This is a genomic window from uncultured Phyllobacterium sp. (assembly GCF_902479695.1).
Taxonomy (GTDB): domain Bacteria; phylum Pseudomonadota; class Alphaproteobacteria; order Rhizobiales; family Rhizobiaceae; genus Phyllobacterium; species Phyllobacterium calauticae.
Genome location: NZ_CABSQF010000023.1, coordinates 39,110 through 64,434 on the forward strand (window position 1 = coordinate 39,110; position 25,325 = coordinate 64,434).

The following is a 25,325-nucleotide window of genomic DNA, read 5'->3' on the forward strand; positions in this document are numbered from 1 at the left end:
CTCATTTTTCGCACCATCATCAATATTTGCGCGCGATTTGGCCTGGTCATGGCGGCAGCCATGCTGATTCCCGCCGCTGTTGATCTGCATATTGGCAACCGGGACTGGATCACCTTCGTGGAATCGGCGATTTTCACCGGTGTGCTCTGCGGGCTTGTCGCCCTTGCAACCCACAATCCCGATATCCGGTTTACCCCGCGCCTCGGCTTTCTCCTGATCGTTTCCGTCTGGCTCACGGCGGCGCTGCTCGGGTCCCTGCCCCTCTATTTCTCGACGCTGCCGATCAGTTTCGCCAAGGCGCTGTTCGAATCCATGTCCGGCATCACATCGACGGGCGCCACCGTGCTGACAGGGCTCGATGCCATGCCGCGCGGCATCCTGCTCTGGCGCTCGCTCCTGTGCTGGTTCGGCGGTTTCGGTTTCGTCGGCCTCGGCCTGTTGCTGCTGCCGTCGCTGCGCGTGGGCGGCATCCAGCTCCTGCACATGGAATCCTCGGACAAGTCGGAGAAAATCCTGCCGCGCATCCACCAGATCGCCACCGGCATCATCATCGCCTATGTCAGCCTGACGGTGCTGTGCACCCTGTCTTACTTCGCCGCCGGCATGGGCATGTTCGATGCGGTCAATCACGGCATGACGACCGTCGCCACCGCCGGCTTTTCCACGCATGATTCATCCCTGGGCTTCTATGCCCACAACCGGGCCATTCTCGTCATCGCCACCATCTTCATGGTGCTCGGCGCCCTGCCCTTCGTGCTCTACATCAAGGCCGTCATGCCGCAGCGCCTGACCTCGCTCGCCGACCCGCAGGTGACATTGTTCCTCGTTATCGTCGTCGGCCTCAGCTTTTTCCTGGCGGTGGGGCTCACGCTGGAAACCGGCATCGGGTTTGGCGATGCCCTGATTGCCGCCGCGTTCAATCTCGTATCGATTATCTCAACCACAGGTTTTGCAACCGAAGACTATACGCGCTGGGGGCCGGAAGCCCTCGGCATTTTCTTCATCGTGACGTTCATCGGCGGCTGCGCCGGTTCCACCTCGGGCGGCATCAAGCTCAATCGCCTGATCATTCTCTGGCAACTGGCATCCGCCAGCCTGACGCGGCTGATCAGGCCGAACGCCGTTATTAAAATGCGCTATGGCCGGGCGGAAATCAGCCCGCAGGTGGCGCAATCCGCGCTGCTTTTCATCTTTCTCTACATGTCCTCACTGATCGTTGGAGCCACGGCGCTGACGATCCTCGGCAACGATCTCGGCACGTCGATCACCGGGGCACTGACGGCGCTTTCCAATGTCGGGCCGGGTTTCGGCGATACGATCGGGCCGGTCGGCAACTTTTCGACGCTCAGCGACCCCTCGCTTCTGCTCCTGAGCTATCTCATGCTGGCGGGCCGGCTGGAAATCATCACGGTCGTCATTCTGTTTACACGCAGCTTCTGGAGCCGGTAGAGGCTTTCCTGCTATGAACCTGTTTGTAACCGGATGCGAATGCATTACACAGCGGCAGGAATCGCCTATGGTGCTCGCTGTAAGCGCCTTTTTGACAGGGATATAATCAGACCATGCCTTTGAAGGCGGACTTGGACGAGATCGACTGGAAAATCCTGAAACAGCTTCAGGACAATGGCCGCATCACCAATGTGGAGCTTGCCGAACGTGTCGGCATATCGGCACCGCCCTGCCTGCGCCGGGTGCGCAAGCTGGAGGAAGGCGGCATCATCCAGGGCTACCGGGCCATCCTGAACGGTTCGATCCTCGGCCAGGATATCGTCGCCTTCTGCATGATCAGGCTGCATCGACAATCGGACGCCGACCTGAAGAGCTTTGCCGAAAAGACCAACAGCTGGACCATCGTGCGCCGCGCATGGATGGTGTCGGGCGAATCCGACTTCCTCCTGCATTGCGTGGCGAGCGACATCAGCATTTTCCAGAATTTCGTCATCGAAGACCTGACATCGACGCCGAATGTCGATTCCGTCCGCACCTCGCTGACGATCCGCGCGGTCAAGAACGAACCATTGATGGTGCTCTGACTCTATCGGCGAATTTTCGAATAGAAGAACAGCAAGACACGGTAGTACGGCCGGAGCACTTCGCGCTTCAGCTTGTCCGACAGAGTCTTTTTGCCCTGGACGACCGTGCCACCCAGATTGAAATCGATCTCGCGAATGGTGATGGGCCGGGCGGACAGCATGCGCACCGGGTGCAGCCAGCGCATCTGCAGCGTGGTGTCCACCGGCCGGTCGAACCGCTTCGTTGCTGCAAGCAGCGCAATCGCGGCATCGCGACCGATCAGCTGCATCTGCATGCCGAGGCCGGGCAATGCGGGCTGCATGACGGCGTTACCACCCTGGCGGGCAATATCGCCGCCCTTTTCGCCCCGCGTCCAGCGCGGAAAGCGGATGTAATCGCCGGGCCGCACCGTCTCCATCGCCAGCGTCAGCTGATCGGCAAAGCCCGGATCGATATCGACATCGTCCTCGATGACCAGGCCCGCATCGAGATTGCCGTCGACAATCGCCTGCCACGCCTTGCGATGCGAGAGAAAGCAGGCGATCTCGGTGGTGCGCAACGGGAAGGGATAAGGCGGGAAATGCCGGGATTTCCGGCTGTAGACCGCTGTGATTTCACCCTCGCTGAGCTGCTGCGCGTCGACGGCGTCGATAATCTCCGCTGCAACCGGCAGCCGCTGCATCAATGCCCTGACATGCGCGCCGCGTTTTTCAGCACGCTTGAGGTGAATGATGAACGCGGCAACCTTCATGATCCAGCCCGGATGCTGCCCGCGAAGAGGCGCTCGTAGACGGTGAGGATTTTCTCCGCTTCGTTCTGCAGCGGGAAATTTTCCCGCACATGTTCGAGCCCGGCCTTTCCGGCTTCCTCGCATTTTGCCGGATCGGCGAGATAGCGTTCGATGGCCTCTTCCAGTGCCGGCCGGTCACCCGCCGGAACAACGGTGCCCGTGGCACGCTCCACCATCTCCGCATAGGCGCCGGCATCGCTGGTCACAACGGCGGTTTGCGAGGCCATGGCTTCCAGCGGCGTCAGGCCGAAACCTTCATTGCGCGACGGCGCGACATAAAGGGTCATGCGGCGGTACCAGAGTTTCACGTCAGGCACTTCGCCCAGAAAGAGCAGGCGATCCTGCAATCCCGCCGTGGCAATCTTCTCGCGCAGTGCCTGCTCGAACCCCTTGTGCTCGGCGGTTGTCCGGCCCGTCATGACGGCCGTCCACGCGGGATAGCGCGGCAGGAGATTGATCATGGCATCGACAAAAAGATCCGTGCCCTTCGAATGGCGGATACGCCCGGAACAGCCGACAAGATATGTGCCCGGCAGGCCGGAGGCGGCAAAGGCATCCTCGGGCGTTGCCGGCGGATGGAAGGTGTCCGTATCCACGCCGTGCATGATCACGGTGTGCGGCACCTGCAGATAGCTGCCGGATTTGGCGCTGGTGGCAATCACAGCGTTCATCCGCCGGATCAGCCATTTGGTGAAGGGCTTGTGGTCGCGCTGCGCTGCCGAGGTAAAGAGCAGCGACAGCTTCATGCGCAGGACATGGCGCATCAGAACGCCCGCAAGCATCTCGTTGTTGCGGCGGGCATGCCAGATTCGGAAGGGTCTGGTCTTTGGCCTGAACCAGAAACCGGGCAGCGAACGCCACCCGATTTTCGGCAGGGTGTCGGGAAGACCCGGTCCCATGGCCACGATTTTGAGGCCGTTGGCCCGCTGCAGCGGAATGAGCTGCACGATAGTCGAGGTGACCCCGGAAAGCTTGCGCTTGAAATTCGGAGCGATCACCTCGACGTTGCTTACCGGTTCCGGCACGATATCAGGCGAACTTGAACCCGACGATTTCATACGAACGGGCGCCGCCCGGTGCATTGACCTCGATCGTGTCGCCTTCGCTCTTGCCGATCAGGGCACGGGCGATGGGTGAGGAAATGGAAATGCGGCCGGCTTTCGGATCAGCTTCCTGATCGCCGACGATCTGGTAGATCTTCTTGTCTTCCGTATCTTCGTCGATCAGCTGGACGGTGGCGCCAAACTTGATCTTGTCGCCGGACAATTTCGAGATATCGATGATTTCGGCATGCCCGATATAGCCTTCGAGCTCGCTGACGCGGCCTTCATTGTGGCTCTGGGCTTCCTTGGCGGCATGATACTCGGCATTTTCCGAGAGGTCGCCATGGGCGCGCGCTTCCGAAATTGCCAGGATGATGCGGGGCCGCTCTTCCTGCTGGCGCCAGCGCAATTCTTCCTTGAGCTTGTCAAATCCGCCTTGAGTCATCGGGACCTTTTCCATGCCCTCTCCTTTCGCAGTCAAGTGTCAAATGCGCCCCGCCAGGGCCGCGCGACACAAAAAGAAAACGGTCACCGAAGCTCAAGACTTCGGAACCGTTCAGTCATTCGTCGTTTAATATAGCACTCTTTCCGGCGATTTCACGAAGAAAGTAGAAAATGTCGCGGATCGGCCGGTTTTCCCTGTGCCGCCGGGGAGCAATGCTGCCTTCGGGGCTCTTGCAGTCCATCACGGCAATCGATAGAGCAGGCTGCGGGCAAGGGATGACCGCGGATATTCTGTGGATTCATCATGACGCAAGGCCGTGCCAATCTGTTGCTGCTTGTCGCAGGCGCCATCTGGGGCCTCGGTTTTGTTGCGCAGGCGAGTGCCGTCGGCAATGTCGGCGCCTTTCTGTTCATCGGACTGCGCTTTGCCCTGGCAAGCCTGACCGTTGCGCCGCTGGCATGGCGCGAAGCCCGGCTGGCGAAACACCGCCTCACCCGCCGGGATTACGGCAGCTTCATCTTCATCGGCCTGTTCCTGTCCATCGGCTCGGTTCTGCAGCAGATGGGCCTTGCCACGACAATGGTCACCAATTCCGGCTTTCTCACCGGCCTCTATGTGGTGATGGTGCCGATCCTCGGCGTCATGCTGTTCTGGAGCTGGCCGAGCCCGATTGTCTGGCCCTGTGCGCTGACGGCGCTGGGCGGCATCTATCTCCTGTCGGGCGGACAGCTCAACAATCTGACGACCGGTGACTGGCTGACCATCCTGTGCGCCGTCTTCTGGGCGCTGCAGATCATCTTCATCAACCGTCTCGCGCATGAAAACGGCCGGCCGTTCATGCTTTCCTTCGTGCAGTTCCTGACCTGCGCCGTGTTCGGCTTTACCCTTGCGGCGTTCATGGAACCGTTCAACTGGCCATCGGTCATGCTGTCCTGGCCGGCGATCCTCTTCGGCGGCGTGTTCTCCTGCGGCATTGCCTTCACCCTGCAGGCGGTCGGCCAGCGCTATACCAGCGCGCCGCAGGCGGCCATCATGCTTTCCTCCGAAGCGCTGTTCGCGGCGCTCTTCGGCGCCATCCTCCTCGGCGAGCGCATGACGGTCCACGGCATGATCGGCTGTGCGCTGATCTTCATCGCCATGATCACGGTTGAAATCGTCCCGGCCCTGCGCAACCGGACGGATGCCGCCTAGGGTGCAATCCCTGCCTTGTTGCCGACACAGGCATTACCGCCGCCGCTGACCTTTCCTTTACACTTTGGTCTTATTTTATCCGCGTCTGCGCTTGGTTTCAGGCGAAAAGGATGTGGTGACATGAGTTTTGCGTTGTCGTCCGCCGTGCCCTTGCGGCGCCTTACGACCGTCTTTGTCCTGTGCACGGCAACCGCGCTCAGCGCCTGCGGCATGGGCGATGTGCGTCGCCCGCAGGCCAATGTCGGCCATGGCGCAAGCCCTGCGGAATCAGGCGACTATATAGCGGTGGCTCCCGCCGCGGACATGACGCCCGACACCGCTGCCCCCGACAATTCAATGGCTGACAATTCCCTGGCAGGCGAAGAAAACCGCATTGCCAACAATGAAGCGGACCAGCCGGTGGCGCAGGAACAGAACCTGGCGGCGGCGCAACCCGTGATGACGGAAGAAAACCACGCGCTGACCAGCCGCGAACAGAATTACGGCTACGCCGGTGGCAATCTGCGCGATCCCATGGCGCGCAACGAGAGCCGCTATGCCGTGCCGGCGGGCGAAATCGCCTGCCGGACCCAGCTCAAGCAGCTTGGCGTCGTCTTCCAGGAGCACGCGCCGATCAATGATGGCGGCGTGTGCCGTATCGACAACCCGCTGACGGTCAGCGGCTTCGCCAGCGGCCAGATCCGGCTGAAGCCGAGTGCCACGCTGAACTGCCAGATGACCCTGGCCTTTGCCCGCTGGGTCAAGGGCGACCTGCAGCCGTCGACGCGGCTGCGCTATCTCTCCGGCGTCAACACCATTCATCAGGCCTCGAGCTATTCCTGCCGCACCATGAGCAACCGGCCGGGCGCCAACATGTCAGAGCATTCCAAGGGCAATGCGCTGGATATCGCCAAGATCACCCTGAACAACGGCACCGATATCAAGGTGCAGAAGCCGGGGTTCTTCGCTTTCCGGCAGCGCGGCCTGCTCAACAATGTCCGCTCCGATGCCTGCGACTACTTCACCACGGTGCTCGGCCCCGGTTACGATATTTTCCACCGCGACCATTTCCACTTCGACCTGATGCAGCGGCGCAACGGCCATCGCGCCTGCCGCTAACGCGCCCTATTGGTGGCCGGGTTCCTTGATCCGGCCGACATATTCCCAGATCGTCACCACGATCAGGATCAAGCTGGTTGCAGCACCGAGCACGAGCGGCGAGAGCGCCCCGCCCGAAAAGGCCAGACCGGCCCACAGGACCAGTCCCGCCATATGCGAAAGCGGTGGCCTGCCCTCCACATAGCCCTTGAACAGCAGGTTGCCGATGAGATAGAGCGCCGTTCCGCCGATCGAGGTCCAGAGCACCGAGGGCGCGGAATGGCCGAGCGGATGCGCCAGCACCAGTTCATCGGAAACGGCCACCACGATGATGCCGGCCACCAGCAGCACATGGATATAGGTATAGGCGACGCGGGCGATGCGGCCGGGATCATCGGTCGACGCGATCTTGTGGTGCGCGCGCAGCTGCCCGACATTGAAATAGATCAGCCACATGGCCACCGAAGCCACGAAGGTCGTCAGGAAGGCCGAGAACGCAATGAAGGTCCATTCCTGCTCGGCGAATGTCGCGCCGGATACAAGGATGGATTCGCCGAGCGCAATGATGATGAACAGCGCGGCGCGCTCGGCCATGTGGTCGCCGTCCACGTCCCAGTCCGCCGTCGTCGATGCGCCAAGGCCAGGGGTGCGGAAGCCCAGCGCCGGACCCGCCAGCTCGATCAGCAGCGCAGCCAGCCAGAAAAACACCCGGTTTTCCGGATCGGCCAGCCCGCCGCTGATCCAGAACACGGCGGAGACGCCAAGCCAGATCGAGATGCGCACGAAGTTCAGGTAGTTGGAGCGGTTGTGGTGGCGCATCGCCCACATGACGAAGAGCGAGCGGCCCAGCTGCATGGTGACGAAAGCCAGGGCAAAAACCAGCCCGCGGCCGGCGAAGGCCGTGGGTATGGACGTTGACAGCACCAGCCCCGCCAGCATCAGCACGAACAGCATCACCCGGACCGGCGGCGTCGTCGGATCGAGCCAGTTGGTCACCCACGCCGTGTAGACCCACACCCACCAGACCGCCGCGAGCAGCAGCGCGCTTTCGCCAAGCCCCTTGAGGCTGAGGTCATGCAGCAGGAAGTGCGAAATCTGGGTGATGGCAAAGACGAAGACGAGATCGAAGAACAATTCGACGAAATCGACTTTCGCGCTGTCGCTCCCGCCCCGTATACGCGCGTAATTCCGGATTGCCCCAGACAGTGCCATGCATCGCCCTCCAACATCAGACCCTGAAAAAACGCTGCCTGATTAATGCCGCCAATCCAAGCCTTTTGCGATTTTAACCACAGGATGGTGCATGTATCCCGCAAGCGGGCGTGTGAAGACTACTGACAAAACGCCCTTGTCATCGCCATGCCGACTGCCTCTAATGCCGCAAATCACCACCCTTGGGAAAGGCTTACCATGCGCTTCACGGACCGCTATCCGATCATCGTCACCGAGAAAAAAGAGGCTTGCCGCGATTTCTGGATACGGCATCTCGGCTTCACCAGCGGTTTTGACAGCACATGGTTCTGCTGGCTCGCGGGCGAAGACCATACGGCCTCCATCGCCTTCATGACGCCGGACCATCCGTCGGCGCCGCCCGGCCCGGAAAGCTTTGGTGGCAGGGGCATGTGTTTCGAGCTGCAGGTGGATGACGCGGCGGCGGCTTTTGAAAAGGTCACCGCAAGCGGATTGCAGGTGGAATATCCGTTGACCGACGAGCCTTTCGGCCAGCGCCGTTTCGGTTTTCACGATCCGTCGGGCCTGTGGATCGACATTGTCGAGCAGATCGAACCGCAGGCCGGTTTCTGGGACAAATATATGATTGGCGGTTAGCCTTTCGTTTCCGGCGGCACCGGTGTCGGCTTGCCTGATGTGTCGAGTGCCACCATGACGAAATCCGCATGGGTCACCCGCTCCATCAGGTCGGAGAGGTAGCGTTGTGCCCATGCTTCCACCTTCAGCGTGATGGAGGTGCGCCCGACATGCTCGATATGCGTGTAGACGCACAGCGTATCGCCGATCTTGACCGGCTTGGCGAAGGCCATTTCCTTCACCGCCGCCGTCACCACCCGGCCGCGTGCCCGTTCCGCCGCGCGGATACCGCAGGACAAGTCCATCTGTGCCATGACCCAGCCGCCAAAAATATCGCCGGCGGCATTGGCATCCGCAGGCATGGCAAGCGTGCGCAGGGTCAGTTCGCCGATCGGCTTGGTTTCTTCACTCACGTCCGGTCTCCATAGGCATGTGCATATGGGCTTATGATGCAGTGCAATAGAGGCAATGGAAAGACCTTCTGTGCAAGAACTGTCAGAAAGCCGACATGCGGGGTCGTTGCACGGTTTTTGACATGCGCGCCCTCTCCCTTAGGGTCGGGCGGACAGTGAACCACCGGAGCAGGCCATGAAAATCACCGATGTAAAAACCTTCGTCGTGGGCAACCCGCCGCCATCGTTTGGAGGCACGTGGTTCATCTTCGTCAAGCTCACCACCGATTCCGGTGTCGTCGGTTATGGCGAGGCCTACAATTCGACGGTCAGCCCGCAGGTCATGCGCACCGTGATCGAGGACGTCGCCGAGCGCTGGCTCATCGGCCAGGACCCGCACCATATCGAGCGGTTTTTCCGCCGCGCCTATTCCGGCGGCTTCACCCAGCGTCCTGACGTGACCATCATGGGTGCCGTATCGGCGCTGGAGATGGCCTGCTGGGATATCATCGGCAAGGAAGCCGACAAGCCCGTCTACGAATTGCTGGGCGGGCGGGTGCACGAGCGGCTGCGCAGCTATACCTATCTCTATCCCAAACCCGAACTGGGCGAGACCTCGGCGATCTACTGGAATGCCGAAGCCTCGGCGGAGCGCGCCGCGGAATATGTGGCGCAGGGCTACACCGCCGTGAAATTCGATCCGGTCGCGCCCTACACCTCCTTCGACCCGCGCCAGCTTTCGCTCGAAGAACTCGATCTCGGCGAAAAATTTGTCCGGCTGGTGCGCGAGGCTGTCGGCTCCAAGGCGGATATCCTGTTCGGCACCCATGGCCAGATGACACCGACCAGCGCCGTGCGGCTGGCCAGACGGCTCGAGCCCTACGATCCCTTGTGGTTCGAAGAGCCGGTCCCGCCAGATATGCCGGAGAACATGGCCTATGTGCAGCAGCACACCACGATCCCCGTGGCGACGGGCGAACGCCTCACCACGAAATATGAGTTTCAGCGGGTGCTGGTGAACCGTGCCGCCAATATCCTGCAGATGGATCTGGGGCGTGTCGGCGGCATCCTGGAGGCCAAGAAGATCGCCGGCATGGCTGAAACGTTTCATGCGCAGATCGCCCCGCATCTCTATTGCGGACCGATCGTCGGCGCGGCCAATATCCAGCTTTCCACCTGCAGCCCGAATTTCCTCATTCTCGAATGCATCCAGGCCTTTGGCGGGTTCCATGCCAAGCTGCTCAAGACGCCGCTTCAATGGGAAAACGGCTATGTCATCCCGCCGACGGCGCCGGGCCTCGGCGTCGAACTCGATGAAGCGGTGGCCGAAGCCCATGCCTATGACGGCCACGAACTGCATCTGAACATGGGCCGCGACCCGCTGATCGTCTGACCGCAGCAGCACCCGGTTGTTGAAAAATTGTCACGCCGGCGGCGGTTCGGCGTGCCTGCCGCCGGCCGGGCGGTGCTTTTAAGTTGCAGTGCGGCCGAAATACTGGTTCTAACTTCCGGAGTGCTGTCCGGAGTGTGTTCATGACCGTATCCCGCTTGTCGGCCTTTCTGCTCGTGATGCTTGTGCTGACAGGGTGCGGTGGTCGTGCTGTGCTGGGTCTCACATCCCAACATGTCATCAAGGCCAATGCGGCGGTGCCCGCGCCGGTGCTGAACGACAAGACCGGACCCAAGGCCGTCATTCCGATCTTCGTCGCGACCAGCCGCGAGCGGTCGGACAATCTCTCCCTGCCCTATTCGGCCAAGCGGTCGCCAACCCTCAATTTTGCCCGCGTCGATGTCGGCATCCCGCCGAACCACAAGCGCGGCGAAGTGGAAAAGAGCAGCAGCAAACCCAATCCGGCCCGGGATTTTGCCGCAACGGCGTTCCAGCCCTATGACAGCAAGCAGGTCTTCGTCGAGAAGATCAACGCGGAACTGGCCAAACGTCCCGCCAACCAGCGCGAGCTGTTTGTTTTCGTCCACGGCTACAACAACAATTTTGCCGACAGCGTCTTCCGGCAGGCGCAGTTCGCCTATGATTACGGCCTCCCCGCCGTTTCCGTCCATTATTCCTGGCCCTCGGCGGGTTCACTCGGCCTTTACGTCTATGACCGCGACAGCGCCACCTATGGCCGCGACGGTCTTGCCGAACTTCTGCAACTGGCCGCGGCGACGAAGGCGACGAAAATCCTGCTGGTCGGCCATTCCATGGGCTCGTTCGTGGTCATGGAAGCCCTGAGCCAACTGGCGCAGACCGGCCATCGCGACGTGTTCCGCCGCCTGTCGGGCGTCATGCTGGCGGCGCCGGACATCGATATCGACGTGTTCCAGGGACAGGTCCGGGATATCGGCGAACTGCCAAAACCCTTTACGGTGCTGGTTTCCCGCGCCGACAGTGCCCTGAGCGTATCAGGACGGATTACCGGCGGCCACCCGCGCGTCGGCGACGGCTCCAGCATCGCCGTGCTGCAGAAACTCGGCATCGTCGTCCTCGATGCGTCCGACCTCGACGGCGGGTCGCATGGGGTATTCGCAAGCTCGCCGACGCTGATGAACATGGTGCGCAGCGGGCAATTGTCGCAGAAAGTGCTGTCCGGTGACGAAACACCCGCCGGGCAGTCCGTTCTCGCCGATGGCACCTCCGTCATAACAGGCGCAGCGTCGCTTGTGATCTATCTACCCGCCCGGCTTCTCGGCGCCGTTCAGTAGGCCGCCGGCGGGAGACACGAAACCAACAATCCGCGACATAAATTTTTATCGCGGATTGTTGGTTAAGTCATGATTCCGCTGTATTTTTTTGAAGAATTCGCTCATATATCAATTCTCTCTTTTCTGAAAGATCGGTCCGTGCCTCTCCATATCGAGCTCGTTGGCAGTCTTGCTGCCTTGATCACCACCCTGTGCTGGGTTCCGCAGATCATCAAGATCGTTCGGCACCGGGAAACCGGCAGCATTTCGCTCATCAGCAATGCTTCGCTGGCACTTGGCGTGTTGCTCTGGCTGTTCTACGGTATCATGATCAGTTCCTGGCCGGTCATCGCGGCAAACGCCACCACGCTGCTGCTGATCCTGACCATTCTCGGCCTCAAGCTGCGCTACGGCTGATACCCCGGAACAGGACGGACCCTGACAATCCTCCTGACAACCTTATGTCAGGAGCCTGCCGCTTCCGGCGACTTTTGCGGACTTGGCTCTTTCCATTTTGCCGGACTCCCACCATATTCAACCCATGGTTAAATCTCCTGACAAATATAACGCGGATGGTTTCGGCGAAGCGCCGCAATCGGAACTGGAAGGCACACCGCTCTCCGGCTCGATCAGCGATTGGGCCAAGCAGATTTCCGAGGAAACGGCCAAGCCGCAGCCCAAGGTGACGAAGCCGAAGAAGACAGCGGCCAAGCCAACCAGCAGTTCCAGGACCTCGCGCGGCACCTCCATCGGCGGATCGAGCGATCCGAAGACGCGTGCCGCGGCCGGACTGAACCCGGTCGCCGGCCTGGATATCGCGCTGGAAGACACCGCCAACCTCCCCGCAGGCGGCGCTACTGCCACCGTTGCCGCGCTCTCCGCCCTGATCGAAAGCGGCAATCCGCTGTTCAAGAACGGCACGGCCTGGCAGCCGCACCGCCCTGCCCGCCCTTCGAAATCCGAAGGCGGCATCGCCATCCGCATGGAAACGGATTTCCAGCCCTCCGGCGACCAGCCGACGGCCATCCGCGATCTCGTCTCCGGCATTGCCGACGATGACAAGACGCAGGTGCTTTTGGGTGTCACCGGTTCGGGCAAGACCTTCACCATGGCCAAGGTCATCGAGGAGACCCAGCGCCCGGCCCTGATCCTCGCGCCCAACAAGACGCTGGCGGCGCAGCTTTACGGGGAGTTCAAATCCTTCTTCCCCAACAATGCGGTCGAGTATTTCGTTTCCTATTACGATTACTACCAGCCGGAAGCCTATGTGCCGCGCTCGGATACGTTCATCGAGAAGGAATCGTCGATCAACGAGCAGATCGACCGGATGCGCCACTCGGCCACCCGTTCGCTGTTGGAACGCGATGACGTGATCATCGTCGCCTCCGTCTCCTGCATCTACGGTATCGGATCGGTCGAGACCTATACGGCCATGACCTTCGAGATGAAGATCGGCGACCGGCTCGACCAGCGGGCGCTGCTCGCCGATCTGGTGGCGCAGCAGTACAAGCGGCGCGAGATGGATTTCACCCGCGGTTCGTTCCGGGTGCGCGGCGACACGATCGAACTGTTCCCGGCCCACCTTGAGGACCGGGCCTGGCGCATTTCCATGTTCGGTGACGAGATCGAGACGATCACGGAATTCGACCCGCTGACGGGGCAGAAGACCGGCGATCTCAGCCAGGTGAAGATTTATGCCAACTCGCACTATGTGACGCCGCGCCCGACACTGAACCAGGCGATCAAGTCGATCAAGGAAGAGCTGAAGCACCGGCTGGTGGAACTCAACCAGGCGGGACGCCTGCTCGAAGCGCAACGGCTGGAGCAGCGCTGCACCTTCGACCTGGAAATGCTCGAAGCCACCGGTTCCTGCGCCGGCATCGAGAACTATTCGCGTTATCTCACCGGCCGCAAGCCGGGCGAGCCGCCACCCACGCTGTTCGAATATATCCCCGACAATGCGCTGGTTTTCATCGACGAAAGCCATGTGACCGTTCCGCAGATCGGCGCGATGTACAAGGGCGACTTCAGGCGCAAGGCAACGCTGGCCGAGTACGGCTTCCGCCTGCCCTCGTGCATGGACAACCGTCCGCTGCGTTTCGAGGAATGGGACGCCATGCGCCCGCAAACCGTTGCGGTTTCGGCGACCCCGAGCAATTGGGAAATGGAAGAAGCCGGCGGCGTGTTCGCCGAGCAGGTCATCCGGCCGACCGGCCTGATCGATCCGCCGGTCGAGGTGCGTCCGGCCAAATCACAGGTCGACGACGTTCTCGGTGAAATCCGCGAGACATCGGCAAAGGGCTACCGCACGCTGGTCACCGTCCTGACCAAGCGCATGGCCGAAGACCTGACGGAATATCTGCACGAGCAGAGTATCCGCGTGCGCTACATGCACTCGGACATCGATACGCTCGAGCGCATCGAAATCCTGCGTGACCTGCGGCTCGGCGCCTTCGATGTGCTCGTCGGCATCAACCTGCTGCGCGAGGGCCTGGACATTCCCGAATGCGGGTTCGTCGCCATTCTCGATGCGGACAAGGAAGGGTTCCTGCGCTCGGAAACATCGCTGATCCAGACCATCGGCCGCGCCGCCCGCAACGTCGACGGCAAGGTCATCCTCTATGCCGACCACGTGACGGGTTCGATGGAACGGGCCATGGCGGAAACCAGCCGCCGCCGCGAAAAGCAGGAAGCCTACAACCCGGCCAACGGGATCACGCCCGCCAGCATCAAGAAGAATATCGGCGATATCCTCAACAGCGTGTACGAGCGCGACCACGTCCGGGCGGATATTTCCGGCTTTGCCGAGTCTGGCGCGATGATGGGCAACAACCTCAAATCGCACCTCGAACATCTGGAAAAGCAGATGCGCGATGCCGCCGACGATCTCGACTTCGAAGTGGCGGCACGGCTGCGCGACGAGATCAAACGGCTGCGCGAGACGGAGCTGGCCATATCGGACGACCCGATGGCGCGCGAAGTGGAACTGGAAAGCCCGGTCAGCGGCCGCACCAAGGGCCGGCACAATGCCGGCCGCGCCATGCACCGCGTGGTCACCGACGAGAACAGCGATCCGAACTCGCCGCTGTTCCGCAAGAACACGCTGGATGAGATGACTGTCGGCCGGACCGAAAAGCCCGTGCGCGGCGCCGTGCCGGAAAAACCGGCCGGTCCCGGCGGTACGAACCGGAACGACGATACCATCATTCGCCGCGAGCGCAGCGGCATCGGCTCCTATGAGGACGCAAACGATGCGCGCAAGAAGCGCCGCCCGGGCAAGACGGGACGTCCGGGGCGGTAGATCAGAATACTCACCCTCCCTCTGTCCGGCAGGACAGAGGGAGGGTGTAAATCCCATCCCTACTCCGCGTCCCTCCCGAACACAGCCGCGCCGACCCGCTTGATCTCCCGGGCAAAATCAGGATCATCCACGGCGCGCGCCAGCACCACGGTGCCCACCAGCCCCGCCATGATGGCGATGGCCTTTTCGCGCTGCCGGGCTTTGCTGCGGCCGGTCACGGCGTTGACGAGAATATCGAGAAGTGCCTTGGTGCCCTCGGTGAAACGCGAACGGACAGGACCGCCACGCCGCGCGATATCCGGCGCCAATGCTGCCATCATGCAGCCGCTCATCTGCCCTTCACCATGGGCGTCACCCGCCAGATAGGATTGGGTGATCGCGCCGAGCGCATCATCGGGCGAGGCCTCGGACAGGCTGGTCCACCGCCGGACCGACAAAGCCATGGCCGCCGCGCAGGCCTCGGCGATCAGGTCATCCTTCGAATTGAAATGACCATAGAAACCGCCATGGGTGAGCCCCGCGCTTTTCATCACATCGGCGACGCCGATGCCGTCAAAACCCTTTTCGCGGAACTGCTGTCCGGCGATCTCGATGATGCGGGCGCGGTTCTGTGCTGCCTGGTCCCTGCTGACGCGCATGAAACATCCCTTCAAAAAAACTGCATTGACAATTTATATGATGACCGTCATCAATAGTCAATATGATGATCGTCATCTAAAAGCCGATTACCCTCCAGGGAACACGAACATGATTTCATCGCCTCTCGCTGCCGCGCTTGCCCGGCGCAATATCCACTATGGCTGGGTCGTCGTATCCGTCACCTTCCTCACCATGCTTGTGACGGCAGCGGCCGTCGGCGCCCCCGGCGTGCTCATCGTGCCGCTGGAAAAGGAATTCGGCTGGACGACGGAACAGATTGCCACCGCCTTTTCCATCCGGCTGCTGCTGTTCGGGCTGATGGGCCCGTTCGCCGCGGCGTTCATGAACTATTTCGGCGTGCGGAAGGTCGTGTGCGTGGCGCTTGCGCTGATCGCCGGCGGCTCCTTCCTGTCCCTCGGCATGACGCAGATCTGGCAGCTCATCCTGCTGTGGGGCGTGGTGATCGGCTTCGGCACCGGCCTGACCGCCATGGTGCTCGGTGCGACAGTTGCCACCCGCTGGTTCACCGACCGGCGCGGGCTGGTGCTGGGCATGCTCACGGCAAGTTCGGCCACCGGGCAGCTGGCTTTCATGCCACTCATGGCCTCCATCAGTGAAAACTACGGCTGGCGCGCGGCGACCATGATGGTCTGCGCCCTGCTCGCCGTCGCAGCGGCCGCCGTCTTCCTGCTGATGCGGGACCGCCCGTCCGATGTCGGCCTGCCCGCCTATGGCGAGAAGGACGTGGCCAAGACCGCACCGATTACCGGCGGCCTGCTGTCGCTCATCATCCTGCCGCTGGCCACCCTCAAGGAAATATCGCGCACCAGCACGTTCTGGGTGCTGTTTGCTACCTTCTACATCTGCGGCGCCAGCACCAACGGCCTCATCCAGACCCACTTCGTCGCGCTCTGCGGTGATTACGGGCTTGCGGCAGTCACCGCCGCCAGCGTGCTGGCCATGATGGGTTTCTTCGATTTCTTCGGCACGATCGGCTCCGGCTGGTTGTCCGACCGGGTCGACAACCGCTGGCTGCTGTTCTGGTACTATGGCCTGCGCGGCGCCTCGCTGCTGTTCCTGCCCTACAGCAATTTTTCGATCTATGGCCTGTCGCTGTTCGCCATGTTCTACGGTCTCGACTGGATCGCCACCGTGCCGCCGACGGTCAAGCTGGCAACGGACCGTTTCGGCCGGGAGAAGGCCGGCATGGTGTTCGGCTGGGTCTTTGCCGGTCATCAGCTCGGCGCCGCATCGGCGGCCTATGGCGGCGGTTTTGCCCGTACGGAATATGCTAGCTACCTCCCCGCCTTCTTCACCGCCGGTATCCTGTGCCTGATCGCCGCGCTGCTGGCGCTGACCATCCGCAAGAGCAGCAAGGACGACCGCGTCGGCGAACCCGCCATCGCGCATTAAGCCGCAAGGCTTCTGCGCCTCGAGCAGTAGAGACTATTGAACAACACGCGCGCGGCGACCGGCGGCTTTGGCCCGGTTGCCGCACGTTTCCATGCTGCACCAGCGGCGCGTGTGATTCTTGCTGGTGTCGTAGAACATGATGCAGCAGCGCTCATTGCTGCAGTGGCGGACATTCGTCGCTTCGGTGGAAACAAACCGGGCAAAGTCAGTGGCGATTGCAGCCAAGACGCTTTGCGGCCCGCTGGTGACAGGCTTTGCACTGGTCGCCCACCCGCTCCCTGCATTCTGCAGAACTGTCGCGACGGGATGCTCCGCCATGCGCCGGTTGATATCGGCGACAAAGACAGGATTGAGCGCCGTCCCGGCCGCGAGACTGTCCGCCGCCGCGCGCAAGTGCGCACGGAACGCCTGCGCCTCGGTCAGGGCCGCGTCGAACGTGGCCGCATCATCCTCGTCAGCCTGAAGATCGGCCGTCTTCGCCCACTGCAGAAACGCACCGTCATTGCCGATGAGATCGATGAGCGCGCCATCGATGATCTGCGTGTTGACGAAATCCAGCCAGAGGGCATTGCCCAGAAAAATGAATGGCATCGCATGTCCTTTCGCTCCTAGAAGTAACCATCAAAATTCAATTTGACAAGTTACTCCATTTGAGTAACCATCAAAATATAATTTAGACGGTGCAACCATCCATCCAACAGGAGCAGGAACGATGTCACAATCGAACGAACACGCACGCCCGGTGATCAGCTACCAGACCGAAGAGATCGACGGTCTCAAGATTTTCTACCGCGAAGCAGGGCCGAAGGACGCGCCGACGCTGCTCCTGCTGCACGGCTTTCCCACCTCGTCGCATATGTTCCGCGACCTCATTCCGTTGCTGGCCGACCGCTACCACGTTGTCGCGCCGGATTATCCCGGCTCGGGCTACAGCGACGCCCCGTCCCACACGGCGTTCCGCTATACGTTCGACCATCTCGCCGACATCATCGACGCATTCACCCGCAAGCTTGGCCTCAAGCGCTACACCCTTTACGCGCAGGATTTCGGCGGCCCCGTCGGTTTCCGCCTCGCCTCCCGCCATCCCGAACGGGTGACGGCGATTGTCGTGCAGAACGCCGTGGCGCATGAAGAAGGCCTGTCGGACGGCTTTGCCGCCGCGCGCCGCCTGTGGGCCGACCGCAATGCGGAGACGGAGGCCGCCATGCGCCGCCACCTCTCGATCGAGGACACAAGGGGCCAATACCTGTTCGGCGCGAAAGATCCGGCCCGCATCAGCCCCGATGCCTGGACCCACGCGCAGAACGGCCTTGACCGTCCCGGCATTGCCGAGGCCCAGCTCGACCTGCTCCATGATTACCAGTCAAATCTCAAGCAGTACCCGCATTTCCACGCCTATTTCCGCGAACATCAGCCGCCCATGCTGATCACCTGGGGCAAGCATGATCCGTTCTTCGCGCTTGCCGGGGCCAGGGCCTATGCCGGACAACTGCCCAATGCTGAGCTGCATATTTTCGATGGCGGGCATTTTCTTCTGGAAGACCATGCCGAAGAAGTCGCTGCGCTGATGCGGGAGTTTCTTGGGCGGACGGTGAGCGCCTGATCGCAGAAAAAGTGGTGCGTGGTTCGACAAGCTCACCATGAGGGAGGTGGTTTGGTGCAAGGCAAATCATAATCGCTGCAGACTATACCTCCCTGCAATCCTCATCATCCCTCATGGTGAGCTTGTCGAACCACGCACCACCTCGATGCACATCCGGTATCAGTAGTTGGCCACCCATTGCAGGATCAGCGATCCCAGGGCGGCGGATGCGGTGGCCTCATCGACGCAGCCGCAGGTCATTTCCCGGGAAATGGCCTCGGCTGCACCGATGATACCGACGCAGCGCAAGCGCAGAACACCGGCAGAAAGCGCCGAATAGGGTGCCAGCGCGGTGCGGTAGAGATCGACATAGCCGTCGATCAGCGCTTTCTGAAATGTTTCCATCTCCTCATCGCCCTTGAGCGCAGCGGAGATGGCGTGCCATTCCGGGCCTATGGAGCGGTAGCAGGCCATATAGGCCTCGCTCATCAGCCGGGCGACGCTCGCCAGCTGCTTCGGTGCCTGTTCCAGCGCCGCCAGCAAATCATCGACCTGCTGCTGGTCCAATTGCTGATACAGCGCGATCAGCAGGCCGGAGCGCGTGCCGAAATGCTCATAGGCAATTGGCTTGCTCACCCCCGCGCGCTCCGCCAGATAGCCGAGGGTCAGCGCATCGGTTCCCTGTGTGCGAACGATCCCCAGCGCCGTTTCCATGAGCTGCTCCCGCCGCTGGGCCTTCGGCATTTTCTTGGCGGCTGCGGTCTTGCTCATGCGGATTCCCTTTTTCACCAGAATAGCAATCCCGCCCCTTGACTTGCAATCGCACGCCCACATATTACTAAAAGTAACTTACCTATAGTAACATGAAGGGAATTCCCATGTCCACGACCATTGCAGCCCCTGTCCTCATCATCGGCGGATCCGGCATCGTCGGTTCGCAAGCGGCACAAACCCTGCGCAAGCTCCACCCGGATCTGCCCATCGCCATTGGCGGACGCGATCTGACCAAAGCAAAATCCGTCGCCGACACTCTCGGCAGTGCCGAAGCGGTTTCCATTGATCTTGACCGGGCCGATCTCGGCCAGCCCGCCGACAAGGCCTTCAGCGCCGTCGTGCTGTTCGTGAAAGACGAGACGCTCAACAGCCTGAAATATGCGCAGGCGCACGGACTGCCCTATCTCAGCGTCTCGAGCGGGGTGTTCGAAGTCGGCCCCGAGATGGCGCACTACATCCATAAACCCAACAGTTCGGCGATTCTCATGGCCAGTACATGGCTGGCAGGGTCGGCCACCTTCCCCGTGCTTCAGGCCGCCCGAGACTTCCGCCGGATAGACGAAATTACCATTGCGGTGGTGCTGGACGAGCAGGACATGGGCGGGCCGGCCGCCTTTGCCGATTTCGAACGGCTGACACAGTCCGCCCCCAATCCGCTGGCGCTCAAGAACGGCAAATGGCGCTGGGTGACGGGCGCGGAAGCCACCCGCAGTTTCACGGATATTGATGGAAAGCAGATCGAAGCCAGCGCCTATTCCCCCTTCGACGTCCTGAGCCTCGGCGTTGCCACCGGCGCACACTCCATCCGCTTCGACATGGCGTATGGCGAATCGGCCAGCCGGCGCCGGGGCGAGCCCTTTTCCACCGAGATCGTCATTGAAATCAGTGGCGAATTGAACACCGGCGAGCAGACAACAGCCCGCCTCGATATCGTCCATCCGCGGGGCCAGGCACCTCTGACTGCCCTCAACGTGGCACTGTCAGTCGAGCGCCTGCTTGGCCTTTCCGGCGGGGAAAAGGTGGCGCCGGGGCTGTATTTCCCCGACGGGCTGATAGAGCCGGATTATGTGGTGGCGCGGATGCAGGAGTTCGGCGCGGTGTTCCGCCGCACCGATGCGGAAAACCATCTGTGGGTTTCCGGGGAGAAGCGGCATATCGCTCGCGCATGAGCGGAAAAGGAATGCTAAGGAGGTCCGCGCGCGTTTGACCGTGCGCGGAATCACCACCGGTCTGGAGAAGCAATGAAGGTCGACATCGACATGGGAGCGGCGCCCGCAGGCGCAAAAGCCATGCTCGACCTGGAAGAGCTTCTGGCCACGCGCCTGCTGGTGCAGGGCAATTCCGGTTCGGGCAAATCCCATCTGCTGCGCCGCCTGCTCGAACAGAGCGCCCAGTGGGTGCAGCAATGCGTCATCGATCCGGAAGGCGACTTTGTCACGCTTGCCGACAAATACGGCCACGTGGTCGTCGACGGCGCCCGCACCGAGAATGAACTGACCCGCATTGCCGCGCGTATCCGCCAGCACCGGGTGTCCGTGGTGCTCGATCTCGAAGGCCTCGACGTCGAACAGCAGATGCGCTGCGCCGCGGCCTTTCTCGGTGGCCTGTTCGATGCGGAGCGCGACTACTGGTATCCCATGCTTGTCGTGGTTGACGAGGCGCAGCTGTTTGCCCCGGCGGTTGCCGGTGAAGTCTCCGACGAGGCGCGCAAGCTGTCGCTCGGGGCCATGACCAACCTGATGTGCCGCGGCCGCAAGCGCGGACTTGCCGGGGTTATCGCCACGCAGCGGCTGGCCAAGCTGGCCAAGAACGTTGCCGCCGAAGCCTCCAACTTCCTGATGGGCCGCACCTTCCTCGATATCGACATGGCCCGCGCGTCCGACCTGCTCGGCATGGAGCGGCGGCAGGCCGAACAGTTCCGCGATCTGGCGCGGGGTCACTTTGTCGCCCTGGGGCCCGCGCTGTCGCGCCGCCCGCTGCCGGTCACCATAGGCCCGGTCGAAACCTCCGCCCGCTCGTCCAGCCCGAAGCTGACGCCGCTGCCGCAGCAGGCCGACGACGCGCATGAACTGATCTTCACGCCGGCGCCTGAAGAGCGGCGCCCGGTCGTGCGGCGCGCACCCACGCCGCCGCCACCCACCCCAACGGCCGACATCTTGGCGCAGTTGACCCAAGCCAAGGCAATGGCCGAAGCGGAAGCACCCGCCCTGACGCTGTTCCCGGAAATCGACGAAGCCGAACGCAGCGCGCTGATCGATGCGGTCATGCAGGAAATGCTGGGCGACCCGGATGCCGGTTTCCGCACCGATGCGCTGCTCTATCAGGATTTTCTGGTGCGCTGCCGCATCCGCCGCGTCCCCGGCGATGCGCTGTCGCTGCCTGCCTTCCGCCGCAAGCTGGCCGTCGCCCGCGCCGGTATCGACGGCGAAACCGCACAGAGCGAGCCGTGGCAGCAGGCGCTGGAACTGTCCAAGAGCCTGCCCGATGATGTGCAGGGTGTGTTCTTCATTGTCGCGCAGGCGGCGGTCACCGGCAATCCCTGCCCGTCCGATGCAACGCTTGCCCGCGCCTATGGCACCCATTCCACCCGGCGCGCCCGGCGGCTCCTGACCTATTTCGAGGAACAGGGACTGGTGGTGGTCCGCACCGATTTTGCCGGAAACCGCGTCGTCGCCTTCCCCGATCTCGGCTGCGAGACAATGGCGGGCGATCCCAACGGTCCCGATGACGGCGCGCAGGAACAGCACGCCGCCGAATAGTCATCCGATGTCGGCGAGCAGCGGTGCGAGATCGCCGAGATGGTCGATCTGGCGGAAGCGTGGCTCCGCCACCGGCGCATCTACATGTTCGAGCACCCAGGTGAGCGCATGCGGGACATAGATGCCCCAGCCGCCGGCCTGAATGGCCGGAACCACATCCGATTTCAGCGAATTGCCGATCATCATGCTGTGCTCCGGGCCATCGCCATGGCGGCTGAAAATCCGCTCATAGGTGGCCCGGTCCTTGCTGCTGACGATCTCAACCGCATCGAAAAAATCGCCAAGGCCCGATTGCGCCAGCTTGCGCTCCTGATCGAAGAGATCACCCTTGGTGATCAGGACCAGCCGGTAGCGCCCGGCCAGCTGTTCCAGCGTATCCTGCACATGCGGCAGGGTTTCGATGGGATGACGCAGCATGTCCCGCCCCGCCGCCAGGATTTCGCCGAGAACCGATGACGGTATCTTGCCATCCGTCACCTCCAGCGCCGTCTCGACCAGCGACAGGGTGAAACCCTTGATGCCGAAGCCATAGAGATCGAGATTGCGCCGCTCCACCTCCAGAAGCCGGTCCGACAGGTCAGGCACATCCGTGTGGGGAGCAAGCAGCGTCTCGAAATGCTTTTCCGACAGCCGGAAGAACTGTTCGTTTTCCCAGAGCGTATCGTCTGCGTCAAAACCGATGGTGGTGAGGGAGGACATTCTCGAACTCTCATGCGTTGCCGAAATGGTGATCCCAGCTGTGTAGCGCTTGCCACCGGCAAAATCCACCAGCCGGGCATGACATTGCCTTGTTTCGCCACAAACCAAACCCCACCTGCGGCGGACTGCAAACCGGAGCACCAGCCTGTTGACCCAAGCCAAACCGCCACGACGCGCCCTGTTTATCATCAATCCCAATGCGCGCAGCGGCCGGAAGCCGATCGATCCCATCCGCAAGGCATTGGAAACCGGCGGGCTGACGCTGGTCGATGCGTCACCGGATAAGGACGAATCCATCTCCGACCTCATCAGGCGCATGCAGGATGCATGCGATCTGGTGATCATCGGCGGCGGTGATGGCACGCTGAATGCCGCCGCTGCCGGTCTTGTCGAGACCGGCCTGCCACTGGGTGTCCTGCCATTGGGCACGGCCAATGACTTCGCCCGGACGATCGGCCTGCCACCCGTCCCGCTCAAGGCGGCGGAACTGATCCTTTCCACCGAACCGCGCCCCATTGATCTCGGCGAAGTCAACGGCAACCTGTTCTTCAATGTTGCCAGCATCGGCTTCAGTGCCGAACTGGCCGCGGAATTGACGGAAAAGGCCAAGAAGCGCTGGGGCAAGCTCGGCTATGCCATTGTTGCCGCCCGCCTCCTCGCCCGCTCCCGGCTGTTCACCGCCTATGTCGAGCATGACGGCTCGGTCGAAACAATCCGGACGATGCAGGTTTCCGTCGGCAATGGCCGCCACTATGGCGGTGGCATGACCGTAGAGGAAACCGCGACCGCCGACGACGGGCGGCTGGATTTCTACAGCCTGGAGGTGGATCACTGGTGGCGGTTGCTGGGTCTCCTGCCCAGCCTGCGCAAAGGCACCCACGGCCGCTGGGACGATGTGCGGGCCTTCCAGACGACGCAAGTCACCATCAAAACAAGCAAACCGCGCCCCGTGAACACCGACGGCGACCTTACCACCTGGACCCCCGCGCATTTCCGCATACGGGAGAAGGCAATCCGGGTCTTTGCTCCGGCAATACCGGCCGGAACAGCTTCTGTCTAAATCCACAGCCTCTCCAGACTTTCCTCTGCAATTTCTCTGTGCTTTATGCTCATCAGTGGACTGCGTGACGAATGGGGGCTGGGTGAACGCGCTTTGTAAGATCGCTCTGGGGGCATCTCTCGCCATGCTGACCGCATCGATTGTGCTTGCGGCCGATAACCCGTCCATACCGGCACCGCCGCAGCCGCCCGCCCCGACCGTCAGCCAGATATGCGCCGCCATCGCCACCCAGGCCGACGGCCACGGTGTGCCGCGCGACTTCTTTGCCCGCCTGATCTGGAAGGAAAGCCGCTTCGACGATCAGGCGGAAAGCCCGGTCGGCGCGCAAGGCATCGCCCAGTTCATGCCGGGCACCGCCCGGGAGCGGCAACTGGCCAATCCCTTCGATTTCGCCCAGGCGCTTCCGGCATCGGCGGCGCTGCTCAAGGACCTGCGCGCCACCTTCGGCAATTGGGGACTGGCAGCGGCCGCCTACAATGCCGGACCGACACGCGTGTCGAAATGGCTGTCGAGCGGCGGTTTCCTGCCACTCGAAACCGAGGACTATGTGCTTGATATCACGGGGCGTCCGGCGGATGACTTTGCGGCGGGAGCAGAGATCGGCGCCGCGCCGCTCAATGTCAAACTGGGCTTCGATGCCGCCTGCCGCCAATTGCCGGTTGTCCGCTCGGCGACGATCTCCATGGCGCAGATCAAGCCGAAACCCTGGGGCATCCAGATTGCCGGAAACTTCCGCCGCTCGGCCGCCGTGAACCAGATGGAACGGCTGCGCCGCGCCTTTCCGGCCATCCTGAACCAGCACGAGCCGGTCATCAGCCGCTATCGCACGCCGATGGGCCGGCGCGGCATCTATGCCGTGCGCATCGGCGCCGATACGCGCGGCGAGGCCAATGCCATCTGCGCCAAGCTGCATGGCGCGGGCGGGGCATGTATTGTTCTGCGCAATCGTTAGGGCCAGACGCCAATATTTGACCATTTGGACAGTTTTATGCGGGATCACTACCACGCACAACCTCGAATTGCGGCGGCCTGCGCGGTTAATACATGGGTTGCAGGCAACGATTTTGCGCGGCGAAGTATGTCGGCTGCACAGCTGTTCGATATAGTCGCCTAAACGATGGAAAAACTTTTGCTTGCCAAAAAACACTTATTCTAGCAGTCTCAAAGCGTTCGGGCATCTGCGAACACTGGAAGACTGGAAGAACGGCGCGCCGGAACCGCAAGAATACCGGGTCGGGAGAAATCCCGGCAATGATCGGCTCCTTTCCTGAATTCGAGAACTGCCTGCATGATTTACGCCGGATGTATCTTACAAAAGGCGGCACTACCAATCCCGCAAGCCCGGAGGGGAACGCGGTAAGTAAGGAAAAGGAACGGAGCATGGCACAGACCGGTACGGTCAAATTCTTCAACAGTGAAAAAGGCTTTGGCTTTATCAAACCGGATGACGGCGCAGCGGACATTTTTGTCCATATCTCCGCCGTTCAGGCATCCGGCCTCACAGGTCTCGCAGACAATCAGAAGGTTTCCTTCGATACCGAGCCTGACCGTCGTGGCAAGGGCCCCAAGGCCGTCAACATCACGGTTACGGAATAATTCAGGCGGCGCAAGCCGCCTCGGGACCCCCGGACACGCCCGGGGGTTTTCCCTGAAAGTCCA

At 61.8% G+C, this 25,325-nt stretch carries 25 protein-coding genes; 16 read left to right on the plus strand and 9 right to left on the minus strand.

Annotated elements, in window-relative coordinates; genetic code table 11:
• Positions 1–48: 48 nt before the first annotated feature.
• Together RDL77_RS15005 and RDL77_RS15010 are read left to right on the plus strand one after the other, a co-directional pair.
• Positions 49–1,449 carry a TrkH family potassium uptake protein gene (locus RDL77_RS15005; protein ID WP_223612616.1) on the plus strand — a complete coding sequence of 467 codons (1,401 nt, stop codon included), beginning with the start codon at positions 49–51 and terminating at the stop codon, positions 1,447–1,449.
• Between the two features lie 113 nt (positions 1,450–1,562).
• Complete coding sequence (locus tag RDL77_RS15010) at positions 1,563–2,033, plus strand: Lrp/AsnC family transcriptional regulator (RefSeq protein ID WP_223612615.1); 471 nt, start codon at positions 1,563–1,565, stop codon at positions 2,031–2,033.
• 2 nt (positions 2,034–2,035) lie between these two features.
• On the opposite strand, the gene RDL77_RS15015 is transcribed toward RDL77_RS15010, so the two are convergent.
• The 3 genes from RDL77_RS15015 to greA are packed head-to-tail and all read right to left on the minus strand — an operon-like array spanning position 2,036 to position 4,306.
• Positions 2,036–2,764, minus strand: coding sequence for a glycosyltransferase family 25 protein (locus RDL77_RS15015; RefSeq protein WP_288193573.1), 729 nt, complete (start codon positions 2,762–2,764; stop codon positions 2,036–2,038).
• The gene (locus tag RDL77_RS15020) at positions 2,761–3,861 is read right to left on the minus strand and encodes a glycosyltransferase family 4 protein (RefSeq protein WP_288193575.1); all 1,101 of its coding nucleotides are present in this window, start codon (positions 3,859–3,861) and stop codon (positions 2,761–2,763) included. The genes RDL77_RS15015 and RDL77_RS15020 overlap by 4 nt, the downstream gene beginning before the upstream one ends.
• Positions 3,833–4,306, minus strand: coding sequence for a transcription elongation factor GreA (gene greA, locus RDL77_RS15025; RefSeq protein ID WP_112526015.1), 474 nt, complete (start codon positions 4,304–4,306; stop codon positions 3,833–3,835). Before greA ends, RDL77_RS15020 begins: the two co-directional genes overlap by 29 nt.
• A gap of 288 nt (positions 4,307–4,594) precedes the next feature.
• Here greA and RDL77_RS15030 point away from each other — a divergent pair, with 288 nt between their 5' ends.
• Complete coding sequence (locus RDL77_RS15030) at positions 4,595–5,482, plus strand: DMT family transporter (RefSeq protein ID WP_288193576.1); 888 nt, start codon at positions 4,595–4,597, stop codon at positions 5,480–5,482.
• Between the two features lie 120 nt (positions 5,483–5,602).
• Positions 5,603–6,580, plus strand: a complete 978-nt coding sequence (locus tag RDL77_RS15035; RefSeq protein WP_223612611.1) for an extensin family protein — start codon at positions 5,603–5,605, stop codon at positions 6,578–6,580.
• A gap of 6 nt (positions 6,581–6,586) precedes the next feature.
• Here the strand turns inward: RDL77_RS15035 and RDL77_RS15040 are convergent, their stop codons facing one another.
• Entirely contained in the window at positions 6,587–7,771 is a 1,185-nt protein-coding gene (locus RDL77_RS15040) for a low temperature requirement protein A (protein WP_288193578.1), read from the minus strand.
• A gap of 198 nt (positions 7,772–7,969) precedes the next feature.
• Here RDL77_RS15040 and RDL77_RS15045 point away from each other — a divergent pair, with 198 nt between their 5' ends.
• Complete coding sequence (locus RDL77_RS15045; protein ID WP_288193580.1) at positions 7,970–8,386, plus strand: VOC family protein; 417 nt, start codon at positions 7,970–7,972, stop codon at positions 8,384–8,386.
• On the opposite strand, the gene RDL77_RS15050 is transcribed toward RDL77_RS15045, so the two are convergent.
• Positions 8,383–8,727 carry an acyl-CoA thioesterase gene (locus tag RDL77_RS15050; protein ID WP_288193603.1) on the minus strand — a complete coding sequence of 115 codons (345 nt, stop codon included), beginning with the start codon at positions 8,725–8,727 and terminating at the stop codon, positions 8,383–8,385. The genes RDL77_RS15045 and RDL77_RS15050 overlap by 4 nt on opposite strands.
• 226 nt (positions 8,728–8,953) lie before the next feature.
• Between RDL77_RS15050 and RDL77_RS15055 the strand changes: the two genes are divergently transcribed.
• The 4 genes from RDL77_RS15055 (at position 8,954) to uvrB (ending at position 14,740) form a co-directional block, all read left to right on the plus strand.
• Positions 8,954–10,150 carry a mandelate racemase/muconate lactonizing enzyme family protein gene (locus tag RDL77_RS15055; RefSeq protein WP_223612608.1) on the plus strand — a complete coding sequence of 399 codons (1,197 nt, stop codon included), beginning with the start codon at positions 8,954–8,956 and terminating at the stop codon, positions 10,148–10,150.
• 140 nt (positions 10,151–10,290) lie between these two features.
• On the plus strand, positions 10,291–11,460 hold the full coding sequence (locus RDL77_RS15060; RefSeq protein ID WP_288193581.1) for an alpha/beta hydrolase: 1,170 nt from the start codon (positions 10,291–10,293) through the stop codon (positions 11,458–11,460).
• Positions 11,461–11,598: 138 nt separating this feature from the next.
• Positions 11,599–11,856, plus strand: a complete 258-nt coding sequence (locus RDL77_RS15065; RefSeq protein ID WP_223612606.1) for a SemiSWEET family sugar transporter — start codon at positions 11,599–11,601, stop codon at positions 11,854–11,856.
• A 124-nt stretch (positions 11,857–11,980) separates the two neighbouring features.
• Positions 11,981–14,740, plus strand: a complete 2,760-nt coding sequence (uvrB, locus tag RDL77_RS15070; RefSeq protein WP_288193583.1) for an excinuclease ABC subunit UvrB — start codon at positions 11,981–11,983, stop codon at positions 14,738–14,740.
• Positions 14,741–14,799: 59 nt separating this feature from the next.
• Here uvrB and RDL77_RS15075 read toward each other — a convergent pair whose 3' ends face one another.
• Positions 14,800–15,378: a TetR/AcrR family transcriptional regulator gene (locus RDL77_RS15075; RefSeq protein ID WP_288193584.1), complete on the minus strand. Its 579-nt coding sequence runs from the start codon at positions 15,376–15,378 to the stop codon at positions 14,800–14,802.
• A gap of 109 nt (positions 15,379–15,487) precedes the next feature.
• Here RDL77_RS15075 and RDL77_RS15080 point away from each other — a divergent pair, with 109 nt between their 5' ends.
• Positions 15,488–16,792, plus strand: coding sequence for an MFS transporter (locus tag RDL77_RS15080; protein WP_288193585.1), 1,305 nt, complete (start codon positions 15,488–15,490; stop codon positions 16,790–16,792).
• A gap of 33 nt (positions 16,793–16,825) precedes the next feature.
• Here RDL77_RS15080 and RDL77_RS15085 read toward each other — a convergent pair whose 3' ends face one another.
• On the minus strand, positions 16,826–17,383 hold the full coding sequence (locus RDL77_RS15085; RefSeq protein ID WP_288193586.1) for a CGNR zinc finger domain-containing protein: 558 nt from the start codon (positions 17,381–17,383) through the stop codon (positions 16,826–16,828).
• Positions 17,384–17,504: 121 nt separating this feature from the next.
• Here RDL77_RS15085 and RDL77_RS15090 point away from each other — a divergent pair, with 121 nt between their 5' ends.
• Positions 17,505–18,395 carry an alpha/beta fold hydrolase gene (locus RDL77_RS15090; protein WP_288193587.1) on the plus strand — a complete coding sequence of 297 codons (891 nt, stop codon included), beginning with the start codon at positions 17,505–17,507 and terminating at the stop codon, positions 18,393–18,395.
• A gap of 159 nt (positions 18,396–18,554) precedes the next feature.
• Here the strand turns inward: RDL77_RS15090 and RDL77_RS15095 are convergent, their stop codons facing one another.
• Positions 18,555–19,145, minus strand: a complete 591-nt coding sequence (locus tag RDL77_RS15095; protein WP_288193588.1) for a TetR/AcrR family transcriptional regulator — start codon at positions 19,143–19,145, stop codon at positions 18,555–18,557.
• Positions 19,146–19,252: 107 nt separating this feature from the next.
• On the opposite strand from RDL77_RS15095, the gene RDL77_RS15100 reads away from it, so the two are divergent.
• Both RDL77_RS15100 and RDL77_RS15105 read left to right on the plus strand, forming a co-directional pair.
• Complete coding sequence (locus RDL77_RS15100) at positions 19,253–20,317, plus strand: NAD(P)-dependent oxidoreductase (protein WP_288193589.1); 1,065 nt, start codon at positions 19,253–19,255, stop codon at positions 20,315–20,317.
• 72 nt (positions 20,318–20,389) lie between these two features.
• Positions 20,390–21,907, plus strand: coding sequence for an ATP-binding protein (locus RDL77_RS15105; RefSeq protein ID WP_288193591.1), 1,518 nt, complete (start codon positions 20,390–20,392; stop codon positions 21,905–21,907).
• On the opposite strand, the gene RDL77_RS15110 is transcribed toward RDL77_RS15105, so the two are convergent.
• On the minus strand, positions 21,908–22,606 hold the full coding sequence (locus tag RDL77_RS15110; RefSeq protein WP_288193592.1) for an HAD family hydrolase: 699 nt from the start codon (positions 22,604–22,606) through the stop codon (positions 21,908–21,910).
• A 148-nt stretch (positions 22,607–22,754) separates the two neighbouring features.
• Here RDL77_RS15110 and RDL77_RS15115 point away from each other — a divergent pair, with 148 nt between their 5' ends.
• From RDL77_RS15115 to RDL77_RS15125, 3 genes are all read left to right on the plus strand, one after another.
• The gene (locus RDL77_RS15115) at positions 22,755–23,666 is read left to right on the plus strand and encodes a lipid kinase (protein ID WP_288193594.1); all 912 of its coding nucleotides are present in this window, start codon (positions 22,755–22,757) and stop codon (positions 23,664–23,666) included.
• Between the two features lie 124 nt (positions 23,667–23,790).
• The gene (locus tag RDL77_RS15120; protein WP_288193604.1) at positions 23,791–24,618 is read left to right on the plus strand and encodes a lytic transglycosylase domain-containing protein; all 828 of its coding nucleotides are present in this window, start codon (positions 23,791–23,793) and stop codon (positions 24,616–24,618) included.
• Between the two features lie 428 nt (positions 24,619–25,046).
• On the plus strand, positions 25,047–25,262 hold the full coding sequence (locus RDL77_RS15125) for a cold-shock protein (protein WP_105732051.1): 216 nt from the start codon (positions 25,047–25,049) through the stop codon (positions 25,260–25,262).
• Positions 25,263–25,325 lie beyond the last annotated feature (63 nt).

Bases quoted from the DNA above. Each gene is read 5' to 3' on its own strand.
- RDL77_RS15005 (WP_223612616.1), top strand. From the start codon at position 49: ATGGCGGCAGCCATGCTGATTCCCGCCGCTGTTGATCTGCATATTGGC.
- RDL77_RS15010 (WP_223612615.1), top strand. From the start codon at position 1,563: ATGCCTTTGAAGGCGGACTTGGACGAGATCGACTGGAAAATCCTGAAA.
- RDL77_RS15015 (WP_288193573.1), bottom strand. From the start codon at position 2,764: ATGAAGGTTGCCGCGTTCATCATTCACCTCAAGCGTGCTGAAAAACGC.
- RDL77_RS15020 (WP_288193575.1), bottom strand. From the start codon at position 3,861: ATGAAATCGTCGGGTTCAAGTTCGCCTGATATCGTGCCGGAACCGGTA.
- greA (WP_112526015.1), bottom strand. From the start codon at position 4,306: ATGGAAAAGGTCCCGATGACTCAAGGCGGATTTGACAAGCTCAAGGAA.
- RDL77_RS15030 (WP_288193576.1), top strand. From the start codon at position 4,595: ATGACGCAAGGCCGTGCCAATCTGTTGCTGCTTGTCGCAGGCGCCATC.
- RDL77_RS15035 (WP_223612611.1), top strand. From the start codon at position 5,603: ATGAGTTTTGCGTTGTCGTCCGCCGTGCCCTTGCGGCGCCTTACGACC.
- RDL77_RS15040 (WP_288193578.1), bottom strand. From the start codon at position 7,771: ATGGCACTGTCTGGGGCAATCCGGAATTACGCGCGTATACGGGGCGGG.
- RDL77_RS15045 (WP_288193580.1), top strand. From the start codon at position 7,970: ATGCGCTTCACGGACCGCTATCCGATCATCGTCACCGAGAAAAAAGAG.
- RDL77_RS15050 (WP_288193603.1), bottom strand. From the start codon at position 8,727: ATGCCTGCGGATGCCAATGCCGCCGGCGATATTTTTGGCGGCTGGGTC.
- RDL77_RS15055 (WP_223612608.1), top strand. From the start codon at position 8,954: ATGAAAATCACCGATGTAAAAACCTTCGTCGTGGGCAACCCGCCGCCA.
- RDL77_RS15060 (WP_288193581.1), top strand. From the start codon at position 10,291: ATGACCGTATCCCGCTTGTCGGCCTTTCTGCTCGTGATGCTTGTGCTG.
- uvrB (WP_288193583.1), top strand. From the start codon at position 11,981: ATGGTTAAATCTCCTGACAAATATAACGCGGATGGTTTCGGCGAAGCG.
- RDL77_RS15075 (WP_288193584.1), bottom strand. From the start codon at position 15,378: ATGCGCGTCAGCAGGGACCAGGCAGCACAGAACCGCGCCCGCATCATC.
- RDL77_RS15080 (WP_288193585.1), top strand. From the start codon at position 15,488: ATGATTTCATCGCCTCTCGCTGCCGCGCTTGCCCGGCGCAATATCCAC.
- RDL77_RS15085 (WP_288193586.1), bottom strand. From the start codon at position 17,383: ATGCCATTCATTTTTCTGGGCAATGCCCTCTGGCTGGATTTCGTCAAC.
- RDL77_RS15090 (WP_288193587.1), top strand. From the start codon at position 17,505: ATGTCACAATCGAACGAACACGCACGCCCGGTGATCAGCTACCAGACC.
- RDL77_RS15095 (WP_288193588.1), bottom strand. From the start codon at position 19,145: ATGAGCAAGACCGCAGCCGCCAAGAAAATGCCGAAGGCCCAGCGGCGG.
- RDL77_RS15100 (WP_288193589.1), top strand. From the start codon at position 19,253: ATGTCCACGACCATTGCAGCCCCTGTCCTCATCATCGGCGGATCCGGC.
- RDL77_RS15105 (WP_288193591.1), top strand. From the start codon at position 20,390: ATGAAGGTCGACATCGACATGGGAGCGGCGCCCGCAGGCGCAAAAGCC.
- RDL77_RS15110 (WP_288193592.1), bottom strand. From the start codon at position 22,606: ATGTCCTCCCTCACCACCATCGGTTTTGACGCAGACGATACGCTCTGG.
- RDL77_RS15120 (WP_288193604.1), top strand. From the start codon at position 23,791: ATGCTGACCGCATCGATTGTGCTTGCGGCCGATAACCCGTCCATACCG.
- RDL77_RS15125 (WP_105732051.1), top strand. From the start codon at position 25,047: ATGGCACAGACCGGTACGGTCAAATTCTTCAACAGTGAAAAAGGCTTT.